This is a genomic window from Amycolatopsis sp. cmx-4-61 (assembly GCF_046548775.1).
Classification (GTDB): domain Bacteria; phylum Actinomycetota; class Actinomycetes; order Mycobacteriales; family Pseudonocardiaceae; genus Amycolatopsis.
The window spans coordinates 194870-211443 of record NZ_JAEBEI010000005.1 but is presented as its reverse complement, the minus strand read 5'-3'; the positions used below and the strand labels follow the sequence as shown (position 1 = coordinate 211443).

General features: G+C 72.4%; 17 protein-coding genes. 7 read left to right on the top strand and 10 right to left on the bottom strand.

What is annotated here, in order from left to right; genetic code table 11:
* Nucleotides 1–55: 55 nt before the first annotated feature.
* The 5 genes from ACLJOU_RS17935 to ACLJOU_RS17915 all read right to left on the bottom strand — a co-directional run bounded on the left by ACLJOU_RS17935 (nt 56) and on the right by ACLJOU_RS17915 (nt 4254).
* Nucleotides 56–793 (bottom strand): SDR family NAD(P)-dependent oxidoreductase, encoded by a 738-nt coding sequence (locus tag ACLJOU_RS17935; protein WP_410568723.1) that lies wholly within the window; start codon nt 791–793, stop codon nt 56–58.
* Nucleotides 794–868: 75 nt separating this feature from the next.
* Nucleotides 869–1729 carry an amino acid ABC transporter permease gene (locus ACLJOU_RS17930; RefSeq protein ID WP_410568721.1) on the bottom strand — a complete coding sequence of 287 codons (861 nt, stop codon included), beginning with the start codon at nt 1727–1729 and terminating at the stop codon, nt 869–871.
* A 73-nt stretch (nt 1730–1802) separates the two neighbouring features.
* On the bottom strand, nt 1803–2450 hold the full coding sequence (locus ACLJOU_RS17925; RefSeq protein ID WP_410568719.1) for an amino acid ABC transporter permease: 648 nt from the start codon (nt 2448–2450) through the stop codon (nt 1803–1805).
* Between the two features lie 92 nt (nt 2451–2542).
* A complete protein-coding gene (locus tag ACLJOU_RS17920) occupies nt 2543–3469 on the bottom strand; it encodes a glutamate ABC transporter substrate-binding protein (protein WP_410568718.1) in 927 nt (308 codons plus the stop codon).
* Between the two features lie 56 nt (nt 3470–3525).
* Nucleotides 3526–4254 carry an amino acid ABC transporter ATP-binding protein gene (locus ACLJOU_RS17915; RefSeq protein WP_003054447.1) on the bottom strand — a complete coding sequence of 243 codons (729 nt, stop codon included), beginning with the start codon at nt 4252–4254 and terminating at the stop codon, nt 3526–3528.
* 280 nt (nt 4255–4534) lie between these two features.
* Here ACLJOU_RS17915 and ACLJOU_RS17910 point away from each other — a divergent pair, with 280 nt between their 5' ends.
* Both ACLJOU_RS17910 and ACLJOU_RS17905 read left to right on the top strand, forming a co-directional pair.
* Nucleotides 4535–5209 (top strand): response regulator transcription factor, encoded by a 675-nt coding sequence (locus ACLJOU_RS17910; RefSeq protein WP_410568960.1) that lies wholly within the window; start codon nt 4535–4537, stop codon nt 5207–5209.
* A gap of 5 nt (nt 5210–5214) precedes the next feature.
* A complete protein-coding gene (locus ACLJOU_RS17905; RefSeq protein WP_410568716.1) occupies nt 5215–6612 on the top strand; it encodes a sensor histidine kinase in 1398 nt (465 codons plus the stop codon).
* A 17-nt stretch (nt 6613–6629) separates the two neighbouring features.
* Here the strand turns inward: ACLJOU_RS17905 and ACLJOU_RS17900 are convergent, their stop codons facing one another.
* The 3 genes from ACLJOU_RS17900 to ACLJOU_RS17890 are packed head-to-tail and all read right to left on the bottom strand — an operon-like array spanning nt 6630 to nt 8516.
* Nucleotides 6630–7556 (bottom strand): TAXI family TRAP transporter solute-binding subunit, encoded by a 927-nt coding sequence (locus ACLJOU_RS17900; protein WP_410568714.1) that lies wholly within the window; start codon nt 7554–7556, stop codon nt 6630–6632.
* 37 nt (nt 7557–7593) lie between these two features.
* Nucleotides 7594–7992 (bottom strand): hypothetical protein, encoded by a 399-nt coding sequence (locus ACLJOU_RS17895; RefSeq protein WP_410568713.1) that lies wholly within the window; start codon nt 7990–7992, stop codon nt 7594–7596.
* A 17-nt stretch (nt 7993–8009) separates the two neighbouring features.
* Nucleotides 8010–8516 carry a DUF2231 domain-containing protein gene (locus ACLJOU_RS17890; protein ID WP_410568711.1) on the bottom strand — a complete coding sequence of 169 codons (507 nt, stop codon included), beginning with the start codon at nt 8514–8516 and terminating at the stop codon, nt 8010–8012.
* A 117-nt stretch (nt 8517–8633) separates the two neighbouring features.
* Between ACLJOU_RS17890 and ACLJOU_RS17885 the strand changes: the two genes are divergently transcribed.
* Nucleotides 8634–9320 carry a helix-turn-helix transcriptional regulator gene (locus tag ACLJOU_RS17885; protein ID WP_410568709.1) on the top strand — a complete coding sequence of 229 codons (687 nt, stop codon included), beginning with the start codon at nt 8634–8636 and terminating at the stop codon, nt 9318–9320.
* 1 nt (nt 9321) lies between these two features.
* Here ACLJOU_RS17885 and ACLJOU_RS17880 read toward each other — a convergent pair whose 3' ends face one another.
* Nucleotides 9322–10227, bottom strand: a complete 906-nt coding sequence (locus ACLJOU_RS17880; RefSeq protein ID WP_410568707.1) for a 2-dehydropantoate 2-reductase — start codon at nt 10225–10227, stop codon at nt 9322–9324.
* A gap of 47 nt (nt 10228–10274) precedes the next feature.
* Here ACLJOU_RS17880 and ACLJOU_RS17875 point away from each other — a divergent pair, with 47 nt between their 5' ends.
* The 3 genes from ACLJOU_RS17875 (at nt 10275) to ACLJOU_RS17865 (ending at nt 14230) form a co-directional block, all read left to right on the top strand.
* Complete coding sequence (locus ACLJOU_RS17875; RefSeq protein ID WP_410568705.1) at nt 10275–10838, top strand: CGNR zinc finger domain-containing protein; 564 nt, start codon at nt 10275–10277, stop codon at nt 10836–10838.
* A 225-nt stretch (nt 10839–11063) separates the two neighbouring features.
* Nucleotides 11064–12911, top strand: a complete 1848-nt coding sequence (locus tag ACLJOU_RS17870) for a phosphatase PAP2 family protein (RefSeq protein WP_410568703.1) — start codon at nt 11064–11066, stop codon at nt 12909–12911.
* Nucleotides 12908–14230, top strand: coding sequence for a jacalin-like lectin (locus ACLJOU_RS17865; RefSeq protein WP_410568701.1), 1323 nt, complete (start codon nt 12908–12910; stop codon nt 14228–14230). The genes ACLJOU_RS17870 and ACLJOU_RS17865 overlap by 4 nt, the downstream gene beginning before the upstream one ends.
* Here the strand turns inward: ACLJOU_RS17865 and ACLJOU_RS17860 are convergent.
* Entirely contained in the window at nt 14215–14901 is a 687-nt protein-coding gene (locus ACLJOU_RS17860) for a protein kinase domain-containing protein (protein WP_410568699.1), read from the bottom strand. The two genes, ACLJOU_RS17865 and ACLJOU_RS17860, sit on opposite strands and share 16 nt — an antisense overlap.
* Nucleotides 14902–15104: 203 nt before the next feature.
* Between ACLJOU_RS17860 and ACLJOU_RS17855 the strand changes: the two genes are divergently transcribed.
* A complete protein-coding gene (locus tag ACLJOU_RS17855) occupies nt 15105–16541 on the top strand; it encodes an RICIN domain-containing protein (protein ID WP_410568697.1) in 1437 nt (478 codons plus the stop codon).
* Nucleotides 16542–16574 lie beyond the last annotated feature (33 nt).

The following is a 16574-nucleotide window of genomic DNA, read 5'->3' as shown; positions in this document are numbered from 1 at the left end:
GGGTAGCGAGGCCGCGGCGGGCGGCGGAACGCATTTTCCGCGGCCGGAGGGAGGCTCAGCCGAGCGAGCGGCCGCCGTCCACCAGGAGGCGCTGGCCGGTGATGAACCCCGCCTCCTCCGACGCGAAGAAGCTCACCGCCGCCGCCACGTCTTCCGGGGTTCCCAGGTGGCCGGCCGGGACCGAGGCCTGATAGGCCGAGCGCTCGGCGGGCGGCACCGATGCGTGCCGCTCCACCGGGATGAACCCCGGGGCCACCGTGTTGACCGTGATGCCGTCCGGGGCCAGCTCGCGCGCCCAGGCGCGGGCCAGGCCGATCTGGGCGCTCTTGGCCGTCGCGTACGCCGAGCGGCCCGGTGGCGGGCGGTCCGCCACCTCCGAGTCGATGTGCACGATGCGGCCGTGGCCGCGGGCGCGCATGCCCGGCACCACCGCGTGGCCCAGCAGCACCGGCGAGCGCACGAAGAAGTCCAGCTGGGCCAGGTGATCCGGCCAGTCCACCCCGGCCAGCGGCGCCTCCGGCTGCGGGCCCGTCGCGTTCAGCACCAGCACCGCGATCGGGCCGAGCACCGCCGTCGCCGCGTCGACCAGCTCGCCGACCTGGCGCCGGTCCGTCACGTCCGCCGCGAACGCCGCCGCGCGGCCGCCTTCGGCGAGGATGCTCTCCGCGGCCGTCTTCAGGTCGGCGTCGTCGTGGCGGCCGTTGACCGCGACGGCGAACCCGTCCCTGGCCAGCCGGCGCGCGATCACGCGGCCGAGACCCCGGGAACTGCCGGTCACCAGTGCCACACCCATGCGCCCGACGCTAGGGGACGCCCCGGGACACGACAAGGCCCCCGGGACGCGTCCCGGGGGCCTCGAACGGGTGACTCAGGCGGGCGCGGCCGCGAGGTCCTCGGTCACGACGGGCCCGGTCGTCACGACCTTCTTGTTGCGGCGGTTGCGCCGCTCCAGGAACGTCGCCAGCGCCGTCAGCAGCAGGCACATCACGACGTAGATGGCGGTCGCCACGATCGTCGACGGGACGATCGGCCGCCCGAACGAGCCCTGCGAGCCGATGTAGCGGGCGTAGTACAGCAGCTCCTGGTAGGTGATGATGAACCCGAGCGCGGTGTCCTTCAGCAGCACGACCAGCTGGCTGATGATCGTCGGCAGCATCGCCCGGATCGCCTGCGGCAGCAGCACCAGGAACATCACCTGCGTCTTGCGCATGCCCAGCGCGTACGCGGCTTCGCTCTGCCCCTTCGGCAGCGACTGGATGCCCGCCCGGAACACCTCCGCCAGCACCGAGCCGTTGTACAGCGTCAGGCCGAGGACCACGCCGAGGAACGGCGTCGTCGGCACGCCCGCGGTCGGCAGGCCGAAGTAGAACAGGAACATCAGGATCAGGGCGGGGATGGCGCGGAAGAACTCGACGACGAAACCGGCGATCCGGCGGATCCACACGTGGTCCGACAGCCGGCCGGCCGCGAAGACCGCGCCGAAGACCAGCGCGAGCACCGCCGCGGCGGCGAACGCCTCGAGCGTCGACAGCACCGCGTTGCCCAGGTCGCGCTGCACCTGCGCGTACTGCAGCCACTCCCACTTGCGGGCGGTGAACTGGCCGCTGTCGTAGAAGCGCCACCCGATGTAGGCGACGAAGGCGACGACCACGAGCGTGCCGATCACGGCGTAGCTGCGGTACCGCAGCCGCGCCTTCGGCCCCGGGACGTCGAACAGGACGTTGCTCATGCGCACACCTCGCTGACGCTCGCTACGGCCTGAGCCGCAGGCGCAGTGTTGAACGATTCGCTCGCAAGCTCCCTCATCGGGCCACGCTCCAGCGCTTCTCCAGGCTGCGTTGGACGATCGACAGCACGGCGACCAGGATGATGAAACCGAGGGCGACCCACAGCAGGCCGACCAGCTGGTTCTCGCCGCGTTCGGACAGGTACGAGCGGATCGCGCCGGCCTCCGCGACGGAGAAACCGGCCGCGATCGTGGTGTTCTTCAGCAGCGCGATCAGGGTGCTGATCAGCGGCGGCACGACCGAGCGCAGCGCCTGCGGCAGCACGATCTGGCCGAGGATCTGGCCGAAGGTCAGCCCGAGCGCGCGGCCCGCCTCGGCCTGGCCGACCGGCACGGTGTTGATGCCCGAGCGCACGACCTCGCAGATGAACGCCGAGGTGTACACGGTCAGGGCGGTCACGGCGGCCGGGAAGTAGTCGAGCTTGACGATGTCCAGCAGCGGGTAGGCGAACACGAAGAACGCGAACACCAGGGTGAGCGGCGTGTTCCGGGCGATCGTCACGTACGCCGTGCCGACGGCGCGGAAGACGGGGACCGGGCTCACCCGCAGCATCGCCAGGATCGTGCCCCAGATCAGGCTGCCGACGGCGGCGAGCACGAACAGTTCGATCGTGCGGAGGAAGAACGGACCGAACAGGTCCAGGTTGTTGAGCAGGACGTCCATGGAGCCTTCCCCGCGTCCGGTTGCCAAGGGTGGTCGGTGGATGAACGGAGCCGGTGGACCGGGCGTACCCGATCCACCGGCCCCGTGTCACGTCAGTACCGCTCGAGGGTCGGGACCTTGGCCTCCGAGCCCGACTTGCCGAGGGTGGCGTCGTAGATCTTCTTCCAGGTGCCGTCGTCCAGCGCCTTCTGGAGGATGTCGTTGACCTTGTCGCGCAGCACCTTGTCGTCCTTGTTGAGGCCGATGCCGTACTTCTCGGTCGAGAAGGTCTTGCCGACGACCTTCAGGTTGTCCGGGTCCTGCGAGGCGTAGCCCTTCAGGATCGCGTCGTCGGTCGTGACCGCGTCGACGTCCTTCGACAGCAGCTTCTCGACGCACTGCGAGTACTTCTGGAACTCGACGATGTTGTTCGGCTCGGTCAGGTTCTGCTGCCGGACCTTCTGGATCGGGGTCGAGCCGGTGACCGAGCAGACCTTCTTGCCCTTGAGGGTCTCCGGGCCGGTGATCGAGCTGTCGTCCTTGCGCACCAGCAGGTCCTGCCCGGCGATGAAGTACGGGCCGGCGAAGGAGACGGTCGCCTTGCGCTTGTCGGTGATCGAGTAGGTGCCGACGTAGTAGTTCACGTCGCCGTTCGCGATCGTCTGCTCACGGGCACCCGAGTCGACCGTGCGGAAGGTGATCTTCTCCGGGTCGAAGCCGAGGCCGGCCGAGACGAGCTTCGCGATCTCGATGTCGAAGCCGCCGAACTTGCCGGTCGTCGGGTCCTTCTGGCCCAGGCCGGGCTGGTCGTCCTTGGCGCCGACGGTGAGCGCGCCCGCCGCCTTCATCTTGGCGAACACCGGCGAACCCTGCAGGTCGACGCCGGACGCGACCGGGTAGCTCAGCGCCGCGGGCGCGTTCGAGCCGCTCTGGCCGCCCGAACCCGGCGAGGTCGGCGTGCCTTCCTTGCCGCAGGCGGTCAGCGTGGTCAGCGCCAGCCCACCGGCGAGCAGTCCCACCGCGAGGGTGCGGATCCTCATGTGAATCTCTCCTGTAGTCGTCACCCGGACGCCGACGGCGCCGCGGAACGTTGTTCTCAGTGGGTCAGGATCTTGCCGAGGAAGTCCTTCGCGCGCTCGCTCTTCGGCGCGGTGAAGAACTCTTCGGGCGTCGTGTCCTCGACGATTTCGCCGTCGGCCATGAAGATCACCCGATCGGCTGCCCGCCGGGCGAAGCCCATCTCGTGGGTGACGACGAGCATCGTCATGCCGTCCTTGGCCAGGCCCGTCATGACGTCGAGGACCTCCTGGACCATCTCCGGGTCCAGCGCCGAGGTCGGCTCGTCGAACAGCATGACCTTGGGCCGCATCGCCAGCGCCCGCGCGATGGCGACGCGCTGCTGCTGGCCGCCGGAAAGCTGCGCCGGGTACTTGTCCGCCTGGTTGGCGATGCCGACGCGCTCCAGCAGCTCCATCGCCGTCTTGCGCGCTTCGGCCTGCGAGGTCTTGCGGACCTTCACCGGCGCGAGCATGACGTTCTCGACGATGGTCTTGTGCGCGAACAGGTTGAACGACTGGAACACCATGCCGACGTCGGCCCGCAGCGCGGCCAGTGCCTTGCCCTCGGCGGGCAGCGGGACGCCGTCGACGGCGATCTCGCCCGAGTTGATCGGCTCCAGCCGGTTGATCGCCCGGCACAGGGTCGACTTGCCCGAACCGGACGGGCCCAGCACCACGACGACCTGGCCGCGAGGCACCTCGAGCGTGATCTCCCTGAGCACGTGCAGGTCGCCGAAGTACTTGTTCACGGCGGACGCCTTGATCATCGGCGCCGCCACCTCCGCGGTCATCTGGCCTCCCGGGTCGTTCGTGCAAATCGGGCATGGGTCACCACGCGATGGCGAGAACCTACCGTTGCTGCACCGGCTGGCAAGGCCGCTTGAGCAATACTTAGGGTTTCAACTGAGTATCGATGTCCGTTTCGGTGGGTGTCCACCGGAGGTCACCGGGAGTGACCGTCCGGGTGGCCGGTGCGGGTGCCGCCCGGAGGTCCTAGAGTTCCCGTCACCGGCCGGGTGGGGCAGGTCATCCATGGGAGGCGGACGGGTGCGGGTGCTGCTGGTGGAGGACGACGACCGGGTCGCGGGCGCGCTCATCCCGGCGCTGACCCGCCGCGGCCTGGCGATCGCCCGGCTCGCCACCGGCGCCGGCGTGCTCGACCGGGTGCACGAGGTCGACGTCATCCTGCTCGACCTCGGCCTGCCGGACATCGACGGCGTGACGCTGTGCCGCCAGATCCGCGCGGTCAGCGACGTCGCGATCATCGTCGTCTCGGCACGCGGTGAGGTCGACGACCGGATCCAGGGCCTGCGCGCGGGCGCCGACGACTACCTCGTCAAGCCCTACGACGTCGAGGAGCTGCTCGCGCGGGTCGAGGCCGTGCGCCGCCGCCGCGGCGAGCACACGACGACCGAACCGGTGGTGATCCGGGTCGGGGACGTCACCGTCGACCTGTCCCGGCACGAGGTGCTGGTCGACGGCAGGACGGTCGCGCTGTCCCGCAAGGAGTTCCAGGTGCTGGCGCTGGTGGCGGGCGCGCGTGGCGCGGTCTGCTCGCGCGAGCACGTGCTCACCGAGGTGTGGGGCCACCGCGGCCCGGCGGAGAGCCGTTCGCTCGACGTCCACGTCGCCACGCTGCGGACGAAGCTCGGCCGTCCGTCGCTGATCGAGACCGTCCGCGGGGTCGGGTACCGGCTCGGCGGCCAGGTCGCCCGGAGCTGAGGGGCGTGCGCGTCCGGCTGCAGGGCATCGTGCTGACGCTGGTGGCGTTGCTGGTGTTCGGCCTGGGCATCCCGCTGGCCCGGAGCATCGCCGCGGGCGCGCAGCAGGACCTGTTCCTCGACCGGCTGACCGACACCGCGCGGTTCGCGTCGTTGGCGCAGCGTCCGCTGCTGGACAACAAGCCGTCGCTGATCATCCCCGATCTGACCCGCTACAACGAGGTGTACGGCGTCCAGGTGGCGGTCGTCGACCAGGACGGCAAGCTGTTCGCCTCCTCGCTGGGGGGATCCGCCGCGCGGATCGACCTGAAGGCCGACCGGGTCAGCGGGCCGGTCCGCGAAGCGCTCGCCGGCCGCCGCTCCCAGCCCGCGGGGGTGCTGATGCCGTGGGATTCGACGCCGCTGGTGCTCGCCGAACCGGTGCTCGCCGACGGCGAGGTGCACGGCGCGGTGCTCACCGTGTCCGACACCGGTGCCGAGCGCGCGGACGTGCTGTGGTGGTGGCTGCTGCTCGCCGCGGGCGGGATCCTCGCCTTCACGCTCGCGCTGGCCGTGGCGATCCCGGTGGTCCGGTGGATCCTGCGGCCGGTGCACCGGCTCGACGACGCGACCGGCGCGCTGGTGGCGTCGGTGCTCAGCGGCCGGGAGGCCGAGCCGGTGGGGGAGAGCGGCGGGCCGCCGGAGCTGCGGCAGCTCGGCCGGTCCTTCGACCGGATGGCGTCGAGCGTGTCGGGCGCGCTGGCGGCGCAACGCGCGTTCGTCGCCGACGCGTCCCACCAGCTGCGGAATCCGCTGACCGCGTTGAAGATCCGGCTCGGCAACCTCGAAGGCCACGTCGACGACGAGCCGGCGGCCGCGGACCTGGACGCGGCGCGCGTCGACGCGGGGCGGCTGCACCAGATCCTGGACGGGCTGCTGACGATGGCCCGTGCCGAGGCCTCGGGCGGCGAGCTGGACCCGGTGGTGCTGGACGAGGCCGTGGCCGAGCGGGTCGAGGACTGGTCGGTGGTCGGCGAAGCCCGCGACGTGCGGCTGATCGTGGAGACCTCCGGCGAGGGCCTGCGCGTGTGCATGCCGCCGCGCGGCGCGGAGACGATCCTGGACGCCCTGCTGGACAACGCGCTGAAGTTCACCGCGGCGGGCACGGAGATCCGGATCGCGGTGACGCGGGAAGGCGACCGGGTGCGGTTGTCGGTGCGCGACCACGGACCGGGGCTGCGGCCGGACGAGCTCGACCGCGCGCTGGACCGGTTCTGGCGCAGTCCCGCGCACCAGAACGTGCCCGGGTCGGGGCTGGGGCTGGCGATCGTGAGCGAAATCGTCGCGCATTCCGACGGGCAGCTGGAGCTGGAGCTGCCCGAGGGCGGCGGGCTGCGGGTCTCGATGGTGTTCCCGGTGGCCTGACCTCCGGGACCGCCCACCTAGGTCTTCTGGGCCCGGTAGTACCGCAGCGCGCCGGGGTGCAGGGGGATCGGCTGGGTCTCGATGCCCGGGTGGACGTCGATCGACAGCGCGGCCGGGTTGGCGTCCGCGAGCTGGGAGCGGGCGTCGAACAGGCCGCGGACCAGGGCCTCCGCCACGTCGTCGGGCATGGTCTTCGGGACCACGAGGAAGTTCGGCACCACCAGCGTCGTCACCGGCAGGGGCTGGTCGTACGTGGTCGCCGGGATGGTCGCCGTTCCGTAGACCTGGCTCAGGGCCTGCATCTTCGGCATCAGGTCGGCGATGTCGAGCAGGCGCAGGGAGCCCTTGTCGTTGTAGCCCACCAGCTTCGGCGTCGGCAGCCCGCCGGACCAGAAGAACGCGTCGACCTCGCCGTTCAGCAGGGCCTTCACCGAGTCGTCGAGGCCGTGGGCGACCGTTTGGACCTGCCGGGTCAGACCGGCCACCGCGAGCAGCTGGTCGGCGATGTACTCGACACCCGACGCCGGCGAGCCGATCGCGATCCGGTGCCCGGCCAGCTGCGACACCGACCGGATGTCGGAGTCGGTGCGGACCACGATGTGCAGGTAGTCGTCGTGGATCCGGGCGAGCGCGGCCAGGCCGGGGCGCTTCTTGTACCGGTCGGCGGCGACGTCGGCGGCGACGAACGCGACGTCGGCCTGGCCGGCCAGGACCTTGTCGACGTTGTCGGGCGAGCCCTGGGTCTGCAGCACCTGCGGCCGGTCGATGTCCAGGCCGGCCTGCCAGGCGGTGGCGAGGGTCTGGGCGAGCGTGTCGTAGACGCCACCGGAGTTGCCCGCGGCGATCCGCAGTTTCAGGTGGCCGAACCCGGCCGTGCAGGCGCTGAGCACCAGCAGCAGGGCGGCCGCCAGCGCGAGCGCGCGCGTCCGCCTGCTGCTGGTCACGGGCTGATCGTGCCAGACTCCGCGGCCGGTGGGCAGGTCAGCTGCCGACGCCGAGGGCCGCCAGCAGCACGAGGACCACCGTGGCGACGGCGAACACCCCGTGCGCTCCCACCACGACGACGGGGAAGTGCTGCTCCGGCACCGCTTCGTCACGGGCGCGGCGGCCGGGGAGCCACCGGGCGAGCATGGTGAACCCCAGCAGCGCCACCGGGACGAGCAGGACGAATGCGATCCACGCCAGTGCCGTGCCGCCGGCGAAGAGGTACACGATCCACAGGATCAGCCCGGCCGCCGCGAGGGCGAAGTGCCCGAAGACCAGCCCGGGGGAGAAGCGGCTGTGCCGCGAGCGCGTCCCGCCCTTGGCGATCCAGGTGCCCAGCAGGACGAAGCCACCCACGGCGGTGACCAGCCAGGCGATCAGTGCGGCGATGTCCATGACCGGCTCCTCCGGGATCAGTGGGTGTAGCCCTCGGCCTGCGTGGATTCGGTGGCGACGCGGACGCCGTAGCGGTAGGCGAGCTTCCCGCCCAGGTAGCCGGACACCCCGAGCGCCAGCAGGGCCGCGGCCGACAGCACGAGCGGCCCCGCACCGACCGGCCCCTCGTCGGTCGTGCGGCGCCAGAAGAACCCCACGACGTAGGCGGCGGTCACCGCCAGGTTGAGGCTCATGTGCGTCAGGCCCGTGCGGAACGCCCGGGTGCCGCGGGGGATCGCCAGCAGGTCCAGCGCGCCGACCAGGGCGGCGGCGAGCGCCCCGATGACACCGATCGCGATCAGCCAGAGCGAACCGCGGGCCAGGAAACCCGGGTCGTCGACGATCAGCGACCCGATGTCGAACACCAGGCTGGACACCCAGGCGCCGATCGGGACGGTGACCAGTATCGGATGGAACGGGTGCCCGTACGGGCCGGCCAGCACCGCGCTGACCGGCTGCTTCGACTGCTCGACGTGCTGCGACATGGCGACTCCCTTTTTCGCCAACGAAGTTTGGTCTTATTGCCGGGCGGGGTCAAGTCGACCTGGTGAGCATGACCCGATCGGAGTTACGGACAACAAATTCGGTGTTAGCCTGCGGAGGTGGAGCCGATCACCGCGCTGGCCGTGCTGGACGACCCGTCGCGGCGCGGCATGTACGCGCACATCCGCCGGGTGCGGCGCCCGGTCACCCGCGACGAGGCCGCCGAGGCGGTCGGGATCTCGCGCAAGCTCGCGGCCTTCCACCTCGACAAACTCGTCGCCGCCGGGCTGCTGCGGACGCGTTACGAGTTCGTCGGCGGCGTCCGCAAGGTCGGGCGGGCCCCCAAGGTGTACGAGCCCTCCGGCGCCGAGGTGCGGGTCAGCGTCCCGCCGCGCCACCACGACGTCCTGGCCGGGATCCTGCTGGACGCCGTCCTCGAGGAACGCGCCGGCGAGACGGCCCGCGACGCCGCCCTGCGCGCCGCGCACCGGCACGGGCACGAACTCGGCGCCGCCGAACGCGCCCGGGCCCGGCCCGGGCGCCTGGGCGCCGAGCGGGCGCTGACGCTGGCCTCGGCGCTGGTCGAGCGCCACGGCTTCGAGCCGGATCGCGAGACCCCGGCCTGCCTGCGGCTGCGCAACTGCCCGTTCCACCCGCTGGCCGCGCGGGCCCCCGAGCTGGTCTGCGGGATCAACCGGGCCTTCCTCGACGGCGTGCTCGACGGCCTGCAGGCGGCCACGGTCGAAGCCGTCCTCGATCCCCGGGCGGGCGAATGCTGCGTGGAGCTCCGGCCCGCCACGCCGTAGCTCAGCGGTCTTCGCGCAGCCGCAGGACCGCGTGGAGGACGTCGTTGACCGGCGTCGGGATGCCGCTCTCCCGGCCGAGCCGCACCACGGACCCGGTCCAGGCGTCCAATTCGGACGGTCGGGCCGCCGCGATGTCGCGCTGCAGCGACGTCGTGCCTTCGGCGGGCTGCCGGTCGACGAAGGCCAGGGTGGCGGGGACGATGTCGGCGGGCAGGTCGACGCCGGACGCGCGGGCCAGCTGTTCGATCTCCGTCATGGCCGCCTCCAGCGTCCGCCGGGTCTCCGGGTGTCCGCGCAGCTCGCCAAAGGTGGCGCCGGTGACCGCGCCGAGGCCGCCGATCGGGGTGATGAACAGGAACTTCGCCCACAGTTCGGCCCAGATGTCGGCCGGGGGCGTGGTGGGGATGCCGGCGGTGGCGAACGCGGCGCGGATCCGCTCGGCCCGTTCGCTCGGCCGGTTGTCCCACTCGGCGAAGTCGAGCGAGCCCGCGCCGCCGACGTGCCGGATCGTGCCCGGCCCGGCGAGCGCGGCGATCACCTTCGCCACGCCGGGCAGGACGGCGTCCTCGCCCAGCGTCCGGGCCACCTGCGCGGGCGCGTCGACGCCGTTCTGCAGCGTCAGCACCGCGTCCGTCCCGGCCGGGACCGCGGCCACGGCGGCGTCGAGCTGCCAGGTTTTGACCGCCAGCAGGACGGCGTCGGGCGTGCCGAGCTGCGCCGGGTCGCCGGTCGCGTGGACGGGCCGGGTCGCGGCTTCCCCGTCCGGCCCCAGCACGGTCAGGCCGCGTTCGCGCAACGCCGCCAGGTGTTCGCCGCGGGCCAGGAAGGAGACGTCGTGTCCGGCGGCGGCGAGCCGGGCCCCGAAGAACCCGCCCAGGCCGCCCGCGCCGATGATCGCGAATTTCACCCGCCCTACGTTACCGGTTGAAGCGGTAACCGGATAGTCTTCCCGAGGTGGGAGACAAGCAGGGGTTCCGCTTCCACGGCGGGCGGCCTTCGGTGAACTTCACGGCCACCGTCGGCGAGCGGTGGCGCGACGGCGGGTTCGAGCGCCTGCCCGACCCCGCGGCGCTCGGCCGCTGGTGCACCGAAGCGGGCCTGACGCCGGCCGATCCGGCGTGCACGGCGGCCGACCTCGTGGCGGCGCGCGAACTGCGCGAAGCCGTCTACCGGCTGATGCTCGGCCGGCTGTCCGGCACCGCCGCCGCGGACGAGGACGTCGCCACGGTGAACCGGTGGGCGGCGCACCCACCGCCCGTCACCGCCCTGCGCGTCACTTCGGCCGGTCTGCGGGCAGAGCGAGTTCCGGCGACCGTGCCGTCCTTGCTCGGCCTGATCGCCGCGGACGCCGTCGCCGTGCTCGGCGGCGGCGACGCGGCCCGGTTGCGCGAGTGCGCCAACCCCGAGTGCTCGCTGCTGTTCCTCGACACGTCACGGGCGGGTGCGCGCCGCTGGTGCTCGATGGCGGCGTGCGGCAGCCGCGACAAGATGCAGCGCTACCGGGCCGGCGACCGGTAGCGCCGCGCGGACCGGACACCGCAGCGCGCCCGGCCGCGGAAGTCCGGATCGAGTGAATTCGTCGAATTCACAACACCCCCGAAAAAGATCAGGTTACTGCGCGGCGAATTACTCCGGACGCTCCTTGACCCCGCTCGGCGAGGGCGCTGATCATTCCCGCAGCGAATTCCTCCGCGCGCTTTTCCCGGCCCGTCGCCACACGCGCACCCTCCCCAGGAGAACGAGTTGACCCTTGCGCCCTTGGACCGGCGGACCTTCCTGCGCTGGTCCGCGCTCGTCCCCGCCGTCGCCGCCGTGCCCGCCGGGCTGGGCGTGCCCGCGTGGGCGGACGAGGCGGCGTTCGTCGACGCCTACCGCACGAACGTCTCGGCGAACCGCACCCCGGAGACCAACGCCGTCGTCCGGATCCTGACCGGCATGCAGCGGCTCTGGCGCACCGGGTCCACATGGGACAGTGGGACCGTGCTCGACGCGGCGGTGCTGCGGGCGAACGTCCGGCACTGCGTCGCCGTCACCCGGGCCCGGACCGACGACGAAGCCCGCCGCGCCTTCGTCTTCGACCGCCAGCACCAGTCGTACGCCGCCATCGGCGGCCTCGGCCCGCTCGCCGAGCTCTACCGCAGCGGCGCCCAAGCCGTCACGAGCATCACCTCCGCGCCCGACGGCACACCGCCGGCGAAGGTCGACGACACGATCCCGGCGGACGCACCGGCGGGCTCGGCCCTCGGCGCCGGTTCGCACGACTCCGCCCTCGGCCTGGTCGCCCGGCTCGTGGACACCGTCCGCGGCAACTTCGCCTCGGGCAACCCGAGCAAGTACGCCTACCAGTACCCGCGGCCCTGGCGGCTGACCGCCGACAGCCGGGTCGTCCCGACCGGCGAAACCGACGCGCTCGGGTTCCCGGTCTACCGCTCGGACGTGGTCGTCGCGCCGCAGCTGCTGCGGCAGCGCAGCACCAGCCCGGTCGACGACGCCGGGTTCCCCAGCGGCCACACCAACGCCTTCCACCTGGCCTGCCTCGCGCTGGCCTACGCGGTCCCCGAGCGGTTCCAGGAACTGGTGGCCCGGGCCCACGACCTGGCCGACACGCGGATCGTCGCCGGGATGCACTCGCCGGTGGACGTGATCGGCGGCCGCATCATGGCCACCGCCCTCACCGCCGCGACGCTCGCGGACCCCGAGAACGCGGCCCTCAAGGCGGGCGCGCGCGACCAGGCGCTGAAGTACTTCACCGCGAAGACCGGCACTACGGCGGACACGCTCTTCGCCCGGGCGCACACCGGTGCCGACGAGTACGGCGACCGCCGCGCCAACGCCGCGATGGTCGCGCACCGCGCGACCTACGGCCTGCCGCACCGGGCCACGCGCGCCGAGATGCGCGTCCCGAAGGGCGCCGAGGTCCTCCTGGAGACGCGCTTGCCCTACCTCGACGCGGCCCAGCGGCGGGAAGTCCTGCGCACGACGGCGTTCCCGGCCGGGCACCCGCTGCTCGACGGCCCGGAACAGTGGGGACGGCTCAACCTCTTCGCCGCGGCCGACGGCTACGGCGCGTTCGACACGAGCGTCCGCGTCACGATGGACGCCACGCGCGGCGGCTTCGGCGCGAACGACAGCTGGCGCAACGACATCGGCGGGGACGGCGGGCTCGTCAAGGCGGGCACCGGGACGCTGGCGCTCGCCGGCGCCAACAGCTACCGCGGCGGCACCCGCGTCGAGGCGGGCACGCTGGTGGCGGCGACGCCGGGCGCGCTGGGCACCGGGGACGTCGAGCTCGCCGGCGGTGTGCTGCGCGCGTCGGGCCTGCGGACCGGCGGCTACCACCAGACCGGCGGCACGCTGTCCGTCGCCGCCGAACCGGCGCTGCTGGTGTGCGGCGAGGCCACGCTCGAGCGCGGCAGCGTCCTCGAGCTCCGGCTGCCCGGCGCCTGCCCGGCGCACGAGGTCGACGTGCTGCGCGCGCGGCGGCTGCGCGGCCGGTTCTCCGCCCTGCGAGCCGACCGCCCGGGGTACCGGGTGGTTCCGCGGTACACGCCCACCGGTTTGTCCGTCCGAATCCTGCGGGAGTTCTCGTGAAGAAACCCCTCGCCGTGCTGGCGCTCGCCGTCGCGGTGTCCACAGTGGTCGCCCCGGCCGCGCACGCCGCCGACGGCGGCAGCTTCTCGGTCCTGAGCTACAACGTCGCCGGCCTGCCCGAGGGCATCTCGAGCGCGCCGACACCGCGTGACCCCGCGACGACGGCGATCGGGCAGCGGCTCGGCCCCTACGACGTCGTGCACGTCGAGGAGGACTTCAACTACCACGCGAAGCTCTACGCCGCCGACACCCACCCGTACCGCACGCCGACCAGCGGCGGCGCGGGGATCGGCAGCGGGCTCAACACGCTGTCTTCGCTGCCGTACGACACCGACGACTTCGAGCGCGTCCGCTGGACGTCCTGCCAGCTGGACTCCGGTGACTGCCTGACCCCGAAGGGCTTCACCTTCATGCGGGTGCGGCTGGCCGAGGGCGTGTACGTCGACTTCTACAACGCGCACACCAACGCCGGGACGAACGACGGCGACGAGGCTTCGCGCGCGGCGGACCTGGCGCAGCTGACCGAGTTCATCCGCGCGCACTCGGCGGGCAACGCGGTGGTCGTCATGGGCGACACGAACACGCGCTACACCCGCGCGGCCGACACGATCGCCGGGTTCGCCTCCGACAACGGCCTGACCGACGCGTGGGTGAAGCTCGTGCGCGGCGGGGTCGCGCCGGCCCCGGGCAGCCCGGCGCTGGTGTGCGACGAGCAGGCGGTCACCAACGACTGCGAGGTCGTCGACAAGGTGCTCTACCGCAGCAGCAAGCTCGTCTCGCTCGAGGCGACGCTGTACAACAACGAGCACGCGAAGTTCCTCGACGACGCGGGCAGGATGCTGTCCGACCACGACCCGGTCACCGTGCGGTTCAGCTGGACGCGCAACCCGGCGCTGCAGCTGTCGGACCAGTTCGGCGGCCCGCACGGCGACTACTTCACCGACGTCCCCGCGGTTCCGGCGGGCGCCCGGGTGCGGACGTGGTCGCTGCGCAGCGGCAACCGCGTCGACCAGGTCGGGGTGACGCTTGAGAACGGCACGACGCTGACCCACGGCGGCACGGGCGGCACGGCAGCGTCGCTCACCCTCGGCACCGGCGAGTACGTCACGACGGCGACCCTGTGCCAGGGCAAGTACGGCGGCACCACCCGGATTTTCTCGGCGCGCTTCACCACCAACCTCGGCCGGGTGCTCGCCGGCGGCTCGGCGACCGGCGACTGCGTGACCCGCACGGCCCCGGACGGCTGGCAGCTCGCCGGGTTCCACGGGCGGACCGGCGACGCGGTCGACAAGGTGGGCTTCGTCTACACACAGCGGTAATCGGCGGCCATCCCCCGAGGCGCCCCGCGGTCCGGTCCCGGACGGCGGGGCGTCACGCTGTCCAGGAGTTCCTCGGCGGCGGCCATGGTGGGCCGGGCCGCCGGGTCGGGGTGCAGCAGCCGCAGCACGGCCTCGGTGAGCGGATGGCGCTGCTCGCCGCCGAGTGCGGCGTAGAGGGTGGCGCCGAGGGAGTAGACCTCCGCCGGGAAGTCGGGGAAGCCGCCGTCGAGCACCTCGGGGGCGAGGTACGCGCGGGCGGTGCGCCCGCCGCCCGCGAGCCCGGCGTGTCCCTCGGCGGAGATGACGACGTGCCCCGGATCGACGGCGGCGTGCAGGACGCCTTCGTCGTGCGCGGCGGCCAGGGCCGCGGCCAGCTGGGCGCCGAACCGCGCGACGAGCCCGGGGGCGAGCGCGCCCTGCTCGCCGAGCAGCTCGGCGAGCGTGCGCGCCCCCGGGTACTCGAGCACGAGGTAGGTGGTGCTGTCCTCGTCGACGACGTCGCAGATGGCCGCCCGCGGCGTGGGGATGGCGGGCGCGGGCTCGTCGAACAGGGGCTTCACGGCGACGATCCGGTCGAGCCGTTCGTCCTGCGCGTGCCAGACGGCCGCGTCCCGCCCGGCGGGGCCGAGCAGCCGGTACCGGTCCCCGATCAGTGTGCCTTCGCGCGTCACGTCGTCGTCCCTCCGCGTCGTCCACCGTCCTGCCGGGGAATACGGCGGAAATGCGGATCCGGTTCGCTTGATCGACTCGATTTCCCCCGGCCGGGTGGACGGCCCCGCCCGGCGATCGGACCTTGACACGGTGTGGCGCAGGTCACCTACACTGGGTGTGTTAACGCTAACAAAGGGTCCCCGCCTGCGCGAGGAGAATCGCGATGCCGCAACGACGTGGCTTCACCCTGGCCCTGCTGGTGCTCGTCCTCGCGTTCGCCGGGACACCCGCCGCGCACGCCGCGCCGGTGACGGTGTCCAACGGGAGCCAGTTCACCGACGCGTCCGGTGCCCTGGTGCACGCCCACGGTGGCGGCCTGCTCAAGGTGGGGGCGTACTACTACTGGTTCGGCGAAAACCGCAACGCCGACGACACCTTCCGCGCGGTCTCGGTCTACCGCTCCACCGACCTGAAGACGTGGGAGTACCGCAACGACGTGCTGACGCAGGCGTCGGCGGCCGAGCTGGGCCGGGCGAAGATCGAACGGCCGAAGGTCCTCTACAACAGCTCGACCGGGCAGTACGTGCTGTGGATGCACAAGGAGAACGGCGACGACTACAGCGAAGCGCGCGCGGCCGTGGCGACGTCGTCCACTGTGGACGGGACGTACGCCTACCGCGGCAGCTTCCGCCCGCTCGGTGTCCACATGTCGCGTGACCTGACGCTGTTCGAGGACGACGACGGAACCGCGTACATGGCGTCGGCGGCCCGCGAGAACGCCGACCTCAACGTCTACCGGCTCACCGCCGACTACACCGGCGTGTCGGCGCTGGTGCGGACGCTGTGGCCCGGCTCGTACCGCGAGGCGCCGGCGATGTTCAAGCGCAACGGCGTCTACTTCCTGCTCACCTCGGCCGCCACGGGCTGGCAGCCGAACCAGCAGAAGTACGCCACCGCCACGAGCGTCACGGGGGCGTGGAGCGGGCTGGCGAACGTCGGGGACGCCACCGGGTACGGCAGCCAGACCGCGTATGTGCTTCCCGTGCAGGGTTCGCAGGCGACCTCGTACCTCTACCTGGGCGACCGCTGGGCGGGGGCCTGGAACCGGCCGGTCAACGAGTCCCGGTACGTGTGGCTGCCGCTCGGGTTCCCCAGCGCCACCGGGCTTTCCCTGAACTGGTACCCGAAGGTCACCGTCGACACGGCGACCGGCGTGGTCGCCGGGGTCGGGACCGGCAGCGCGTACGAATCGCTCGTCGCCCGGCACAGCGGCAAGTGTGCGGACATTCCGGGTTCGTCCCGCAGCGACGGTGTGGCGCTGACGCAGTACACGTGCAACGGCGGCGGGAACCAGCAGTGGAGCGAGGTCGACCTCGGCAACGGGTACGTGAACCTGATCGCCCGCCACAGCGGCAAGTGCCTCGACATCGCGGACGCCTCGACGGCCGACGGCGCGGCGGCGGTGCAGTGGACGTGCACCGGCGGCACGAACCAGCAGTGGCAGGCCCAGGACGCCGGCGGCGGGTACGTCCGGATCGTGGCCCGGCACAGCGGAAAGTGCCTCGACGTCGTCTCCGCGTCGACGGCCGACGGGGCCGCCGTCAAGCAGTACCCGTGTACCGGGGTGACGAACCAGCAGTGGCTCCGGCGAGCGGCCTGAACAGCTCCGTTCGGCCCTTGACGGCCCGGAAGG